This is a genomic window from Pseudoalteromonas sp. ABV4_021 (assembly GCF_056159365.1).
Window position 1 is genome coordinate 1533253 of sequence record NZ_JBSWVB010000002.1, and the last position, 15161, is coordinate 1548413.

A 15161-nucleotide genomic window follows, 5' to 3' on the forward strand; every position below is an offset into this window, starting at 1 on the left:
TTTAGTCCTCGTTTTTCATCGCAAGTTCTGCAACAGGCTTTGCAGGCTTGATATCGCTTGCCAGTGCTGCGTTGGCAAGTTTCATCCCTACTTTAGGGCGCTTAATATTAGACGCAATAATTTGTTCGTTATCGCCTAAGTCGCCTTTAACAATTAGATCACGGCCTTCTTCACGCAGTACTTCAACGCTGCGATATGCCAGCACTCCGTCTTCTAACACCGCAACTTTACCATCTTTAACAAGGTGTGACTTAACACGGCTTACGCCTTCAATTGATAAGCCTGAAATTGCCGCATTTACATAAGAGCCATAACGCAGTGGCGTATTGTTAGAATCTAAGCCATATGGATCTTTAATTTCTGCGACTAAATAAGACATTCGGCTTTTGTTATCCACTTGGCCTTCGCTGCGTACAATTTTTGCTTGCCAATGGTGCAGTTTGCCTTGGTAATTTGTTACAAGGTCAACTTCAGCGTTTAAACCGCCTTGCATTAAGAATTGTAATTCTTTATCCGCTACAGGCAGACGCACTTCGGCAAAATCGGTGCTACTTAATTCGCCAATCGGGCTTCCTGAATTTACGACTGAGCCAAGGGCCACTGAGCGCTCGGTAATTATCGCATCGTAAGGCGCTTTGATATAGGTACGCTCAAGGTTGCGTTTTGCACGTTTTACACCGGCTTCTGCCGCACGGTAGCGCGCTACTTTTTCAGCAAGTTGTGGTTTACGCAGATAAAGTTCGGTTGGCACAAATTCGTTTTTGGCACTTTCTTTAATACGTTCCCATTCGGATTCGGCAACGCGTTTTTGTGCTCGTTCTAATTCAAGTGCTGCGCGCGCCTGCGCGAGACTTGCTTCTGCTTCTGTCAGCGCCGCTTCGTAATCGTTTGGATCGATACGGGCAATCACTTCGCCTTGCTGAACAAAGCCACCTTTAACAAAGGCATTTGAAATTTCAGTTACTTGGCCGGTTACTTGCGCAGTAAGTGAGGTTTGATACTTAGGGTTAACTAACCCGTAAGAATTAACGTTTAGTGTGATGGTTTCAACACTGCTATCTTCAACGACAACAACTGGAATTGAATCTTTTTCTTCTTTTTTTTCCGGTGGCTTTTTCATTGCACCTAAACCTGCTGCAACGCCAACTGACCCTAGCAAAACAGCTAGGGTGATCCCGGTGAGTTTTAATTTGCTCGCCATTGTAAATCCCTACATTTTTCTATTGATGACGACGTTACTATAGAGAAGAGAATGTTTACGAAGATGAGCTAGATGTAACAAACTATGTGTGACTTTTGATAATGATTTTTAATACGCTCATAACTATATGAAATACCGAGTTTCTAAATGTTGTCTAAAGGTAACCTAATAACATATTTTGTTACACTTAATCAGGCCGTCGGCACTTGAAGTCACGCTATCGCAAGCCATGGCAGAATGTTTTATAATGCGAGCCGAGAAACAAAAGGGGTTTAAACGTGGAGTGTCGATTAGGATGCGGTGCGTGCTGCATTGCGCCAAGTATTTCATCATCAATTCCGGGTATGCCAATGGGTAAACCTGCGGGCGTGCGTTGTGTACAACTGGACGAAAATAACTTATGTCGACTATTTGGAGATAAAACCCGCCCTAAAGTCTGTTTAGACTTTAAGCCGACACATGATGTGTGTGGTGACACCAATGACGATGCAATGAAAATTATTAGTTATCTTGAAGGGGCAACCTAATTTAGCTTTCACCAATTGAACATGCCCTTAATAACAAAAAAGCCATCATTGATGGCTTTTTTGTATCCGCTTACCCTACATTAATTCAGGCGGGAAGTTGGATAAAATTTCAGCAATCAGTTCGTTGGCAACCTTGGTACGCTCTTCAGGTGATTGATTCTTCTTAAGTTTACCACCTTTTGCACCGCGCCAAACAAGGGCTTTTTCGTTGCGGTCAATAACATCTAACACCAGCGTTCCTACTTCATATTCGCGAGTTGATGTATGGGTTTCCATTCCTACACCCCAGTAACCCCAGCGCGCACTGTACGGGTAACCCATACCGGTATTGTATGAAATGGTGTCGGTACTGATTTTCTTTTCGACAGATGCGTGATAATTAATTAGTACGTCAGCTGAGTCGGTTGACGCTTGCGTAAAACCTTTGGCTTTCAATTCGCGAGAAACAGCTGCACGTACGCGCTGCTCCATGAGCGGACTAATTTGGTAATTAGTGGTGTTTTTAGCAAGATCGGCGTTATCAACAAAAGCAAACGTTTTATAGTTTGCAAAATTTGCTGTGCGGTCATAATCCCAATCAGGGGTTTTTGCACAGGCAGCTAACAATAACACGCCACATGCGATTAGTAGGTTTTTCATAATCAAGCTCCTTGGCCAGCTAACAAAGTTGTGTTTTGCTCATGAAAGATAACATAGATTTCTTAAACTGTAATCTCTATGCTAATGGTAAGACTACAGTTTTTATCTTAATAGACAATGAATAGGGATAAAATGAATAACAATTGGACAAAACACGCATTTGCTAAAATTGCCGCCGATTATACTCGCTCAGCGGATACCCATTTGATCCCGTTCAATTTAATGGCATTTCCCAATATTGAGTTTTATCTTAAAGATGAAAGTACACACCCAACGGGCTCACTAAAGCATCGTTTAGCACGTTCATTGTTTTTGTATGCGCTTAGCAATGGTTGGATCAATGAAAATACGCCGGTAATTGAATCCTCAAGCGGCTCAACGGCGGTTTCTGAGGCTTATTTCGCAAAATTACTAGGCTTACCCTTTATTGCGGTTATGGCAAAAACCACGGCGAAAGAGAAAATAAAGCAAATCGAGTTTTATGGTGGAAAATGCCATTTAGTTGAAAATACCACACAGATTTATGCCGAGTCACAACGTTTAGCTGATGAGCTTGGTGGCCATTATATGGACCAATTTACTTATGCTGAGCGGGCAACCGATTGGCGTGGTAATAACAATATTGCTGAGAGTATTTTTTCGCAAATGGCTAAAGAGCCAAACCCAATTCCGCGCTGGATTGTGATGAGTCCAGGTACCGGCGGTACATCGGCAACAATTGGTCGATACGTGCGCTATCAAGGTGTTGATACACAGTTGTTGGTAGTAGACCCAGATAACTCGGTATTTTATGACTTTTATAAAAATGGTGATAACACGCTGACAAATCAAACGGGTAGCCGTATTGAAGGCATTGGTCGCCCGCGAGTAGAGCCCTCATTTATACCGGGTGTGATTGACGAAATGCTGAAAGTGCCGGATGGACAAAGTATTGCAGCCATGTTCTGGTTGTCAGAAAAGTTGGGACGCAAAGTCGGCCCATCAACTGGCACTAACCTTGTTGGTATGTTACACCTAGCAAAACAAATGCAAAAGCAGGGTGTCAACGGCTCTATTGTCAGTCTGATTTGTGATAGTGGCGAGCGCTATTTAAATACCTATTACGATAACGATTGGCAACAAGCGCATATTCCGATAGATGCTGACTATCAAAATTGGCTCAGTACCTTGGTTTAGTGCATTTTTTTGCAATTATGTATTTAACTGTTCAAAATAAGCCGCTTATTGCGTGCTGAGAATAATAATGAACGATTCAATTTATACCATTATCCCGCCGATTGTGGCGATATTAGTTGCCATTTGGCGCAAAAGTGCCATTCAAGCCTTAGTAGTTGGGTTAGTACTTACATACTTTATGTCATCAAATTTTGCGCCAATAACAAGTGTAAGCGCGATAACTACAGGGGTGATTGATGTCGCAACATCCACCTATAACCAACGTATTATTATATTTAGTTTATTGATTGGTGCGGTGCTTGCGCTGGTAAATGCCAGTGGTGGTGTGGCTGGCTTTATTAATGCGCTGAATAAAAAGCATTGGGTTGATAACGATAGAAAAGCCGCGATGGTTCCGACTTTGATCGGGTCGTCCATCTTTACCGATACTAATTTAAGTATGTTTACCGCGGGTCTTGCGTCACAAAGTATTTTTGATAAATATAAATTATCGCGTGCGCGCCTTGCCTTTATTCTCGATTCTACCTGTTCGCCAATTAGTATTTTATTGCTGATTAATGGCTGGGGCGCATATATCTTAGGCTTGCTTGATGGATATAATTTATCGGACGAAGTGGGCGTTTTGCTAAGTACCATAGGTTATAACTTTTATCCCATTATTGTAATTTGTGTGGTGTATTACACGGCGTTAAGCGGGCGCGTGTTTGGCCCTTTAAAAGCAGCCAGCAGCAAGGTCGAATCAAAATTTGAGCAAAATGATACGATTGGCAAAGCGCGATACCTTGTTATTCCGATGCTTGGCATTATTTTTATTACCTTGGGTTTACTTTATTACACTGGTGATGGTGACTTACGCCGCGGCAGTGGTTCGTTCTCGGTGCTTTGGGCCGTGGTGACGAGTTACCTTGTACTTGTGTTGATGTTGTTACTTGATAAGGTATTTTCAATCAAACATGTGGTATCGCACAGCCTAAAAGGCATTAAAAATTTAATGCCAGCGGTGGCGGTGCTCGTACTGTCGTTTGCTTTTGGTGATGCGGTAAAAGCGTTTGGTACAGGTACTTATGTTAGCGGTCTTATGAGCTCTGAAGTTTCAATGCTTTGGATTGCACCGTTACTATTTATTACCGCTGGTATTATGGCATTTGCCACGGGCACATCGTGGGGAACCTTTGCTATTTTATTCCCAATTGCCCTACCTATTGCGTTACAAACAGGCATTGAACCGGCGTTTTTATTAGCAGCCGTTTTGGGCGGCGGGGTATTTGGCGATCACGCTTCACCAATTTCAGATTCGACCATCGTGGCGTCTATCGCCAGTGGGTGCGACCATATTGAGCACGTGAAAACCCAGTTACCGTATTGTTTGGTGATTGCCGCAATCAGTTTATTACTGTACGTTGTGGTAGGCAGTTTTATAATTTAATCTGGACTTGGTACAACAAATTATCAAGCGAGAAGGTTTAAACAACAAAATCTATCTATGACAAATTGGTAGTTAACTTATTAACCTAAGTTCAGATTATTTAGTATTTTTAGCGAAGACACGGAGGCCGTATGCAACACGAAAAAATAAATTATCTTGAGTTTCCAGCCAGCGACTTATCACAGGTAAAAGCGTTTTTTAATGTGGTTTTTGCCTTTGAGTTTACCGACTACGGTCCAGAATATACCGCGTTTAATAATGCCGGTATTGATGGTGGCTTTTATTTAAGTGACAACGCTATGACGGTAGCTAAAGGCTCAGCATTAGTGGTGTTTTACAGTGCAAATTTGGCTGAAACTCAAGACAAAATTACCGCAGCTGGCGGCAAAATTGTAGTGGAAACATTTGAGTTTCCAGGCGGAAAACGTTTTCACTTTAGCGATCCTTGTGGCAACGAATTTGCTGTGTGGAGCGACAAATAATACACTCACTCTACAAATAACGAGGCATACTTAAATCAAATAAAGTGTGCCTCGTTTTTGTATCTTATTTATGGATGCGCCGCAGCGCCACCAAACTCGCTCGCTAGATGGTTGATAATAGCTACTGGGTCGGTGATGGTGTGCTTGTTTTCGAGAATAAGTACTGGCAACCACTGATTTTCTTCGCCAAGTAATTCAACCACTTGCTGTCTTGGTTTAGCAAAATCAATGCGGCGAATATCTAGGTGTTCTTGCCAATGCGGATTAAACTGCAGTGCACCTTCTATCATTGCACAATGAGAGCATACCCACATTTTTCCGGGTCCATCTTCAAATGGCATAGTTAAAATAAATAAAATTGGTTTCAATGTTTACTTCATTAAATCTGAACGTTTATAACCATTCAAGGTTATCGTAAGGGCGTAGTTTGAGTGCTTGCAGGCGCGTGTTTAACGAGCCAACATGCACTTCTAATTGGTGACCATCGGGGTCTAAAAAGTAAAGCGAGTCGCCTTCGCTTTTATTATTCTTCCAAAGAGGAATATTGTGCTCTTCTATTCGCGTTTTAAAGTTATCAAAGTCCGCTTTAGCAATATCAAATGCAATGTGTGAATAGTCAGTTCGGGTTGAAGGTGTATCAACACTTAGGCAAAACCATAAATCGCCTACAGATAAGCATGCGCCGTGTTGCCATTTCACATGCCCTTTGAAACCGAGTACATCGATGTAAAATTCAAGGGAGCGAGCTAAATCGCTCACCGCAATAGTGATATGATTTAAGCCTAAAATCATTGTTGGCCAACCTATAATTGGTTTTGTTATCAGCCATTTACTATAACAAAATGATTATTGGCTGGCGCTAGTATTTTTATCAACAAAGTTTGCATTAGATGTTAAATCTTCACCTAAGTAGCCAGCTAACAAATTCATCATGGTTTTTGGGTTATCCCCTTTGGCAATATGCATCACACCATCACGCACTAAGCACATATGATGCTTTATCTCTTCTGCGCGCTCGCCCAGCTTATTAGCAAAAGGGCCTGTAATGCCATTGGCAATCAGTGCGCCATAAAGGGTCGTTAACAACGCGACTGACATTTGCGGCCCGATGGTTTTTGGGTCGTCCATAGCGATTAGCATCGCGACTAAGCCAATCAATGTACCTATCATGCCCATAGCAGGTGCAAGTTCGGTAAAACTGTTCATTACTTTAATGGCATCGTTATTATTTTGGCGCGTATGCAAAATATCTCGATTCATTGTAAATTCAATGGCTTCAGGGTTATGACCATCGACCAATAAGTTAATAGCTTTAGCCATAAACGGGTCGTTTATCGGTTTTTCTTCTAACCCTAAAAAGCCACTTTTACGGGCAACTTCAGCTAGTTCAACGAGTTCATCCATGGTGTTGAAGAGATCTGGCGTGGTTTTAGAAAATACCCATTTAATGTGTTTTATAGCAGCGATAAATTTAGATAAGCGATAACTTAGCATTACCGCACCTAAAGTGCCGCCAAGCACAATGCAAATAGACGATAGATTTGCGTATGCTTCCGGAGCTGCGCCGCTGGCAAAAATGCCAAAAATCAGTGCTAAAATGATGATTGAAAGGCCAAAGCCACTTGCTGAATCCATGGGTTTTCCTAAAAAGACTGAGAAGGTTTAAGTTCGACCGCGTTGCCTTGTGAAATTGCAATTTCAACGCGGCGATTTTTAGCTCTATTTTGTTGCGATGTGTTGGGCAGTAAAGGCTTAGTATCGGCGTAAGCCGCTATATGCAAGCGGTTACTGCTAAGCTGATTTGAAACGAGTAAGGTTTGCAGCACGGCATTCGCCCGCTTTGATGATAACTCCCAGTTATTGGCATGCAGTTCATTACTTACGTGCAAGTCATCACTGTGCCCAGATACGGAAATTTGCCCCGGAATACGCGCGAGTTGCTCAGCTATAGTCGTTAAAACGGGTTTGAATCGCGGTTGCAAAAAGCTTGAACCAGACGGAAAACTGCCGCGCTCGTTTAATCGAATAATCAGTTGCTGCCCAAGCATTTCAAGTTCAATTAGTTCGTTGTCAATCTCGCTTTGAAGTAAGTGCTCTAAGGTTTCTTTTAACTTTAGATTGATTTTAGCTACATCACTTTCAGCTTTTTGCGTTTGTAAGTCACGTTGTTCATTTTCAGTTGTAAGCTGTTGCACAGATTTTATTGGTGTGGGTTCTGGTTTTCCAGGCGAAAACTCGGTAGCGATAACCGACGTGCCTTTAGGTATATCCTCTAACATTACTTCTGATTGCACACCAAAGGCTTTTTTCATTGAGCCCGCAATGTGTTTAAACTTTTCGACATCCATCACTGAATAAGATAACAGTAATACAAAAAAGCACATCAGAAGCGACATTAAATCAGCAAACGTCGTCATCCAATTAGGCGCACCTTTGGCTTTCTCATCTACAAATTCGTGGTTTTCCATTGCGATACTTCTTGCGTTATTTAACTGTTGGATTGCCACACTTTGCTGCGTTCGACGCGTAAGCGTTTCGCAATAAAATAACAGCTTGGCAGCACCAAGTAGAACACGTTGAGCAACATACAAGCCAGTACAGGACCAGTTTGCGTTGCCGCGTAATCATGGTTGCTAAGTAAATAAAAACCGTACAAGTAGGGCACACACACCATTAATAAAGACGCGATGCAAAGTAGTCTGATTGATGCGGTTTTACTTAAATAGCGCATCGCAAAGAGGGATGCCGTCGCCATCATCACAGCCGGAACATCAATAAATAATTTTATAAACGACCAAACGCCATCATCGACACTTTTCATCACATATTCAGGTGTGCCAGACCAAAATGCCCCTTCGAGTAAGGCGAGATGTATATTGCCATTTAACAGTGAGTGCCAAAAACCGTCACTAAAGCCGTCAACGTTATCCATGCTACTTAACCACATTACCAAGAGGGCGATAATTGTAAAAATACTAAGTCCGATACTAAAAATAACGCCTTTAATGACATTCGCATTAGTAAGAAGGCGATGAAATGCCGTTTGACCGGAAAGATAGGTTTGATGCCAAAACCAGCAATTTGCAATTGATGGGTTTTGCGTTTTAAGTAGAAAATACTCTTCGTACAAGTCACCTAAAAGGGCATTTTGATGGTGTTTTGGTGTAAAGCGCGCAATTAGCCAAGCAGCGAGCTTAGGTGGATTTGCATTGTTCTTAGCCATGATGTTCACCATTTATACTTCAAAAGGCTGATTTGGCGCGTGTTGCCAAAGGGTATCCATGGCATCTTTTGCCCGCTGTAACGCTTTTAATCCATCATTAGTTACTTTAAAAAAACGCTTCGGGCGACCGCCGCGTTCAGGCGTTGCCTCCCCTAGTTTTGATGAAACTAGTCCCTTTTTCTCTAGCCGTTCAAGGGTGGCGTAAAGTGCACCCAGAGCAACAGTGCGTTTAATTTGTTGGTCTAAAAGTTGACGAATAGCAGCGCCATAAGCGTTTTCTTTTAGTTGTAATAAGGCGAGTAATACCATTTGCTCAAACTCACCTAAAAATTTATCACTTTTACCCACAAACCACCTATGGACACTATCAAGGCTTAATTTACTACAAAATAGTTTTTTAAAACGAAAGATGCAAATGGTTTTTACTATTTTGTAGTAAAAAATGGCAAGCAAGATAAAAACGTGGTTTTAAAAGTAACGTCAAGTTTGGGGGAGTGCTTTAAAAAGTACTGTTAATTATCAAACGCTCAGCATAAAAAACAGGTGCTAAGCACCTGTTGAAGGGGAGGGTGTTTAAACCTCACAGTAAAACGCAAGCGTTACGTTTTAATTAACCAAGCTGCGCCATAATGGTTGATAACTTGTCGGCCAGTTCACTGTTGGTAATTTTGCCTTTTTCTACATCAAAGTTGTCGAAAAAGCTTGGCAGTGAAAAACTGCCTTTAATGTCCATCGCAAAGAAACCTGCAGAGCCTGTTGCTGCGCCTAATACACTTTGTGCACCGCCTGGGCCTGGTGATGATGCCATTAATACAACTGGCTTATCTTGGTACACTTTCATATTAATGCGTGATGTCCAATCGAATAAGTTTTTATAAGCCGCTGTGTAAGAGCCGTTATGCTCAGCAAATGAAATTACAACGGCATCTGCATCACCGATTTTTTTGTAAAAGGTTTGTGCTTGTTCTGGAATGCCACCTTGCTGTTCACGATCTTGGCTGTAAATTGGCATTTCAAAGTCGTTTAAATCTAAAACCTCAACTTCTGCATCTACTAGTGATGATGCGTATTGCACTAGTTGCTTGTTAATTGACTGACTATTGTTTGTTGCTGCGAATGCTAATAATTTCATAATGCTCTCCGACACGAATTCTAATTAAGTTGTTACCTTGACTTGTTGAATATAAGGTTATATTAATTCCTTTACGATATTAATACTTATAAAATTAAAATACTGTTTCCATATGGCTAATAATATATTTGATGGTATTCCCATCTTTGTGCAAGTGGTAAAACTGGGTGGTTTTGCTTCGGCTGCTGAGGCGATGAATCACTCAAACTCCCATGTTAGTAAAGTAATCAGTAAGTTAGAAGAGCGAGTAGGCGTGCGCCTATTAAATCGAACCACACGCTCTATTTCACTTACGCCTGAGGGGCAAGTGTTTTTTAATCACTGCGAGCAGCTGGTGAATGATACTGAGCAGGCACTGCAATCGATCTCGCCAAGTGATGAAAAACCCAAAGGCAGTTTAAAAGTGAGTTGTCCGCTTGGTTTAAGCAAAGGGTTATTACAGCCAGCATTGTCAGAGTATTTGTCGCTGTATCCCAACGTCAGTTTAGTATGGAATATCAGTGATGAGAAAGTCGATTTAATCAACGAAGGCTACGACCTAGCTATTCGTGCCACGCCCGCGCTCGATGATTCCACCTTAATTTGTAAACGGCTTACTAGTGTTCCAACGTATACGGTGATCAGTAAAAAATACATTGAACGTTATGGTAAACCGCATCACCCGCGTGAGCTGTCTAATCATCACTGCATTTGTTATAGCAACTTAAAAAAGGCCGATAAATGGGACTTTATTGATAAAAATGGCGGTGCGTTTACGGTCTCTGTTAAAGAACGTATTCGTAGTAATAACGGCCATATGGAATTAGCAATGGCGTTAGATGGGCATGGCATAGTGCGCTTGCCTGAATTTTTCTTAACTGAGGCGTTGCAGAATGATGATATTGAAGTATTGTTCGCCGATTTTCCAACGACTGAAGTCCATGTGTATGCGGTCTACCCAAGTCGTAAACATTTATCGCCCAAAGTCAGAAAGTTTGTCGAATTACTACAAAAAAAGTTAACTTGAGGGAACGACACACCCTAATCTTTGATCTGAAATAACAATCGCTTAAATAATTTGTTCCCTTTTTGAATGAGATGCGGTTTACTGGTTTTAGTGAGTGCTAATCGATTAAGCGAGTTCACAAACTTAAGTAAAGGAGAATACGTTATGAAATGGCATTGGGTGATAGCAGGCGCTGTGGGCCTTACACTAACAGGCTGTTTTTCAGAAAAACCAACACAAAGTGAGGCCGTGTCAAAACCGCTTGCAGTAACAGCGGCCGATAGAATTTACTTTGGTGGTGACATATTAACCATGGAAGGTGATGAACCTGAATATGCAGAAGCAATCGCGACCCTTGGCGAAAAAATCATTTTTGTCGGCGATAAAAAAAGTGCCATGGCGCATAAATTTGGTAAAACAACGCTGATTGATTTAAAAGGCAAGGCGTTGCTACCAGGATTTGTTGACCCGCACAGCCATGTTTATGGTGTTGGCTTACAAGCAGTCGTTGCTAATGTTTTACCGCCGCCTGATGGTAAAGCCAGTAAGGTAGATAGCATTATTGAAATATTAAAAGCATCAGCTGACACCCCTGATAACGCAGAGTTTATCGACAAAACAGGGTGGATATTAGGCTTTGGCTATGATGATGCGCAGCTTGATCGTTACCCAACCAAAGAAGATTTAGACAAGGTCAGCACCGAAAAGCCAGTAGTTATTATTCATACCTCTGGTCATTTAAGCGTGGCAAATAGTAAAGCACTCGAACTAAGCGGAATTAATGCAGATTCACCTAACCCAGAGGGTGGCGTTATTCGCCGTGTTGAAGGCAGTCAAGAGCCGAATGGCGTGCTTGAAGAAAATGCGCACTTTGCCGTGCTCTTTGCATTAACCAAATTAATTGACCAAGACTTACAAGATAAAATGTTGGCAGCATCACAAAAAATGTATGCGAAATTTGGCTACACTACAGCGCAAGAGGGCCGTGCTACTACCGATGGTTATGAAGCGCTCAAACGCGCATCAACAAAAGGGCAGTTGCTAATTGATGTCGTTGCGTACGCTGATATGGTATCGAGCAGAGACTTTATGACTTCGCTTTATAATGCGCCTACGTACACAAATCAATTCCGTATTGGTGGGGTTAAACTCAATTTTGATGGCTCACCACAGGGCAAAACTGCTTGGCTAACACAGCCCTATTTTCATCCGCCACATGGCCAGAATAAAGACTACGCAGGCTACCCAACATTTAAAGATGAAGTCGCCTATAACTATGTTGAAACTGCTTTTAAAAACGATTGGCAAGTATTAACCCATGCCAATGGTGATGCGGCAATTGAACAATTTATTACTGCTGTAGAAAAAGCCAACAGTAAACTTGGCAAAAAAGATCGTCGCCCAGTACTTATTCACGGTCAAACCATTCGACAAGACCAAATAGCACGCGTAAAAGATGCAGGTGTTTTCCCGGCGCTTTTCCCAATGCATACATTCTATTGGGGTGATTGGCATCGCGACTCGGTGTTAGGCGAACCGCGAGCTGATTTTATCTCTCCGACGAAAGCCATACTTGATGCAGGAATGATTTTCAGTAGCCATCACGATGCGCCTGTCGCATTACCAAGCTCTTTTAGAGTACTTGACGCTACAGTAAATCGCACTACACGCACAAATAAAGTACTTGGCCCAGATCAGCGAGTAGATGCCTACACAGGCTTAAAATCAATGACCCTTTGGCCTGCTTATCAACACTTTGAAGAGAATAGTAAAGGTAGTTTAAAAGTGGGTAAACAAGCGGATTTAATTATTTTGAACAAAAACCCGCTTAAAGTAGCACCTGAAACATTAAAAGATTTATACGTTGAGCAAACAATTAGTCGAGGAAAAACCGTTTATTCACGCTAAGTTGTTAGACAATTCAAAATAGATGTTTATTAAATCAAATGGGGATCGATGGTGATCCCTATTTTTATTTCATCTAATCGTTTAGCTGGATGAGTCTAAGCTTTTTAGAAACTGCAAACTTTGGCGTTCAGCATGTGTGGGGTGATATGGGGTTTTATTTAAACTATCAATTGGAAACTCACTAATCGTAAATGATTTAATTTCGCTATGACCAAAAACACTCGGCTCACCAGGTGCGGGTGACATTAATTCAATGACAAAACCATGCAAATGCATCGGTTGACCAGTGACTTTTAACACCGACCAATGGGCATCTAATGCGATAGTTTGGTTTCCAGTTTCTAGGCGTTCCCGCGAGACTAAATGCGCAATGGGTTGCTCACCGATATACAAGTTGGCTCTAATGCGGTACATACCTGCTTTGTGAACTTTTAGCTTGGCGGGAATGGTCATTTTATCGCTGTTAGGCCAAGCGTTATCAAACCCTGTCAACACGGCACTCGGATTCATATATTGTAGGTGCGCAACGATAGGTATTTGATTCGTATTAATTTGCGCCTCAGCTAAGATTTGTAAATTTCTCGGGTAATCTTCGCGAGCTGGGAATGAAAAGTCATAGTTTTGTTTAGCATTATTAACACGTTGTGATGCCAACACTTTTTTGCTGCCGACATCCATTAAACTCAACTTTACCGCGCCGATATTTTCGCCTTCTACACGCACAGCTATTGGCTCTGGGTATACAAAGCGATATTTACTTAAACTTAATACCAAGTAAGCGCCATCGTTGTTAATAGGTACGGCGACAGGGTTAAACTTGTTGGGTTCTAACCTGTCTATATCAAGCGAAGTCAGTGGTTGCGAATAAGGAGGAAAGCTCAGTGCGGCAGCATAGTGGTGGGATACCTGTTTTGCCGCAGATTTAATGGATTCATCAAAGTGCTTTTTTGCTTGTGCAATCGTCAAAGTTTGTTGGGTAACGTTTGAAGCTTTTGGTTGAACAGCTGTTGTTATAACAGATGCTTTTGCTGGAAGTGTTTTAAATGTATTAGGTTGTGCAACGCTTTTATCAGAGAAAAACAGCCATATTAAAAGACCAAATAGCGTAGTAAGTGCAAGTGCAATAATGGATTTTTTCATAAAATATCACATCTAGAAATAGCCCTGCCAACCGCAAGTTAACAGGGCCCAGGGGTTAAGGGATCGCGTTATAAATTAATTCTGATGCGCTCAGCTGATCAGATTGATTAACAAGGCGATACTCTTTTTTCCAAAACCACGCGCCGGTTGTTTTATCATAGCTATCAAATGACACTGTATTTGCAGTAATCCCAACACGATTAATCGCAACGGTGACTTCACCACGATGTCTGCCTTCACGAATATTGTTATGACTGTAGTTGTCAGACATTAACATTGGATAGTGATAAGGCATAAAACCTGATACCGCGTTGTTTTGAGTTTTAATTCGACCGTTTGTGTCAACATCTGTACTGCAGCTGCCATAAGCTGCAACACTACTTGCACCACAAGCTGAATGAGTGGCTACAACGCCATCATCATTGCCACGAATAAATAACGAGGTTGCGCCAAAAAAGTCATCACCATCGGCAACAAAGCGTAAGCGGGGAGCTCTGCTATCGGGCATGGGCGCAAGGTTGCGTGCGTTGTTTACTTTTAAGTCGTGTAATACACCCACAGCTTCATTAATATTATTGCCTAACCACCACTCGAGCGCTGCATCAACAAGTGGGTTCCACGAGGCAGCCCCTGATAATGCACTTACAGCAATATCTGCCAACTCGCTACCACCGCCGGCGCCAGCTATATCAAAGGTTGCAACAATATTCAGCGGCTTTAATCCGGCATTTTGCAGCCAATTTGCTTGGTTATCGATAATATAGCGAGCAACTAAGTCTCCCGTTGAGTGGGTGACAAAAACACAGCCAGCGTCACATAACCCTGATTGGGAGAATTGCTTTAGTTTGGGCCAAACCCAATCGGATGCAATTTTACCTTCAATACGCTCATAAGACGGCCAATCTATGCGTTCATCTGCCAGTTGATCCCAGTAAGATGACCAATAGTTAGCACCGTCAGCTGTAACATCCGTGCCTGCTGCATTAATTAATTGTACGGGTTGAAACCCATGGATCAGAATTGTTTTATATTCTTTACTTGCTGCTGCAAAGCTTGTTGAAAGCGCTACTGCGCATGCAAAGATACTGCTTAATGTGATACTGCTTTTATTTTTATTCATATCAACTTCCAAGCTAATTGTTGTCATTATGAGCCCCTCCCGAGTTGTCAGACCTCAGAGGTCAACTCAGTATTGTTACTAAAAATTAACAATTCAATGGTTTTTGTGCAAAAAATGACTTAAAAATAGCAACTGGGGGTGGTGAAATGTGATTTAAGAGTAATTATTTCAATTATTTCATTGTGATATGATTTTCCTTTAA

Annotated in this window: 17 protein-coding genes; 6 read left to right on the top strand and 11 right to left on the bottom strand. The window is 41.8% G+C overall.

All coding sequences use genetic code 11. The annotated features are described in order from the left end of the window. Window position 1: 1 nt before the first annotated feature. Window positions 2-1201, bottom strand: a complete 1200-nt coding sequence (locus tag ACXAFE_RS21020; RefSeq protein WP_475157642.1) for an efflux RND transporter periplasmic adaptor subunit — start codon at window positions 1199-1201, stop codon at window positions 2-4. Window positions 1202-1479: 278 nt separating this feature from the next. Between ACXAFE_RS21020 and ACXAFE_RS21025 the strand changes: the two genes are divergently transcribed. After that, entirely contained in the window at window positions 1480-1728 is a 249-nt protein-coding gene (locus ACXAFE_RS21025; RefSeq protein WP_040642593.1) for a YkgJ family cysteine cluster protein, read from the top strand. A gap of 75 nt (window positions 1729-1803) precedes the next feature. Here the strand turns inward: ACXAFE_RS21025 and ACXAFE_RS21030 are convergent, their stop codons facing one another. After that, window positions 1804-2367, bottom strand: a complete 564-nt coding sequence (locus ACXAFE_RS21030; RefSeq protein ID WP_475157645.1) for a DUF4136 domain-containing protein — start codon at window positions 2365-2367, stop codon at window positions 1804-1806. A gap of 132 nt (window positions 2368-2499) precedes the next feature. Here ACXAFE_RS21030 and ACXAFE_RS21035 point away from each other — a divergent pair, with 132 nt between their 5' ends. From ACXAFE_RS21035 to ACXAFE_RS21045, 3 genes are all read left to right on the top strand, one after another. Next, window positions 2500-3543, top strand: coding sequence for a PLP-dependent cysteine synthase family protein (locus tag ACXAFE_RS21035; RefSeq protein ID WP_475157647.1), 1044 nt, complete (start codon window positions 2500-2502; stop codon window positions 3541-3543). Between the two features lie 67 nt (window positions 3544-3610). After that, window positions 3611-4969, top strand: a complete 1359-nt coding sequence (locus ACXAFE_RS21040; RefSeq protein WP_475157649.1) for a Na+/H+ antiporter NhaC family protein — start codon at window positions 3611-3613, stop codon at window positions 4967-4969. A 131-nt stretch (window positions 4970-5100) separates the two neighbouring features. Continuing rightward, window positions 5101-5451, top strand: coding sequence for a VOC family protein (locus ACXAFE_RS21045; RefSeq protein ID WP_475157652.1), 351 nt, complete (start codon window positions 5101-5103; stop codon window positions 5449-5451). Between the two features lie 68 nt (window positions 5452-5519). Here the strand turns inward: ACXAFE_RS21045 and ACXAFE_RS21050 are convergent, their stop codons facing one another. From ACXAFE_RS21050 to ACXAFE_RS21080, 7 genes are all read right to left on the bottom strand, one after another. After that, the gene (locus ACXAFE_RS21050; RefSeq protein ID WP_475157654.1) at window positions 5520-5819 is read right to left on the bottom strand and encodes a DUF3088 family protein; all 300 of its coding nucleotides are present in this window, start codon (window positions 5817-5819) and stop codon (window positions 5520-5522) included. Window positions 5820-5844: 25 nt separating this feature from the next. After that, window positions 5845-6243: a fosfomycin resistance glutathione transferase gene (fos, locus tag ACXAFE_RS21055; protein ID WP_475157657.1), complete on the bottom strand. Its 399-nt coding sequence runs from the start codon at window positions 6241-6243 to the stop codon at window positions 5845-5847. A gap of 54 nt (window positions 6244-6297) precedes the next feature. Next, window positions 6298-7086, bottom strand: a complete 789-nt coding sequence (locus tag ACXAFE_RS21060) for a motility protein A (protein ID WP_475157660.1) — start codon at window positions 7084-7086, stop codon at window positions 6298-6300. Between the two features lie 8 nt (window positions 7087-7094). Continuing rightward, a complete protein-coding gene (locus ACXAFE_RS21065; protein WP_475157664.1) occupies window positions 7095-7919 on the bottom strand; it encodes a flagellar motor protein MotB in 825 nt (274 codons plus the stop codon). Window positions 7920-7939: 20 nt separating this feature from the next. Then, window positions 7940-8674 (bottom strand): hypothetical protein, encoded by a 735-nt coding sequence (locus tag ACXAFE_RS21070; protein WP_475157666.1) that lies wholly within the window; start codon window positions 8672-8674, stop codon window positions 7940-7942. A gap of 12 nt (window positions 8675-8686) precedes the next feature. After that, on the bottom strand, window positions 8687-9022 hold the full coding sequence (locus ACXAFE_RS21075; RefSeq protein ID WP_475157668.1) for a PadR family transcriptional regulator: 336 nt from the start codon (window positions 9020-9022) through the stop codon (window positions 8687-8689). 262 nt (window positions 9023-9284) lie between these two features. Continuing rightward, window positions 9285-9806: an NADPH-dependent FMN reductase gene (locus ACXAFE_RS21080; protein ID WP_475157671.1), complete on the bottom strand. Its 522-nt coding sequence runs from the start codon at window positions 9804-9806 to the stop codon at window positions 9285-9287. Window positions 9807-9918: 112 nt separating this feature from the next. On the opposite strand from ACXAFE_RS21080, the gene ACXAFE_RS21085 reads away from it, so the two are divergent. Beyond that, window positions 9919-10812 carry a LysR family transcriptional regulator gene (locus tag ACXAFE_RS21085; RefSeq protein ID WP_475157675.1) on the top strand — a complete coding sequence of 298 codons (894 nt, stop codon included), beginning with the start codon at window positions 9919-9921 and terminating at the stop codon, window positions 10810-10812. Between the two features lie 144 nt (window positions 10813-10956). Next, the gene (locus tag ACXAFE_RS21090) at window positions 10957-12699 is read left to right on the top strand and encodes an amidohydrolase (RefSeq protein WP_475157677.1); all 1743 of its coding nucleotides are present in this window, start codon (window positions 10957-10959) and stop codon (window positions 12697-12699) included. 81 nt (window positions 12700-12780) lie between these two features. On the opposite strand, the gene ACXAFE_RS21095 is transcribed toward ACXAFE_RS21090, so the two are convergent. Both ACXAFE_RS21095 and ACXAFE_RS21100 read right to left on the bottom strand, forming a co-directional pair. Then, window positions 12781-13839 carry a hypothetical protein gene (locus ACXAFE_RS21095; RefSeq protein WP_475157679.1) on the bottom strand — a complete coding sequence of 353 codons (1059 nt, stop codon included), beginning with the start codon at window positions 13837-13839 and terminating at the stop codon, window positions 12781-12783. Window positions 13840-13894: 55 nt separating this feature from the next. Beyond that, window positions 13895-14959, bottom strand: a complete 1065-nt coding sequence (locus tag ACXAFE_RS21100) for a hypothetical protein (RefSeq protein WP_475157791.1) — start codon at window positions 14957-14959, stop codon at window positions 13895-13897. Window positions 14960-15161: the final 202 nt, after the last annotated feature.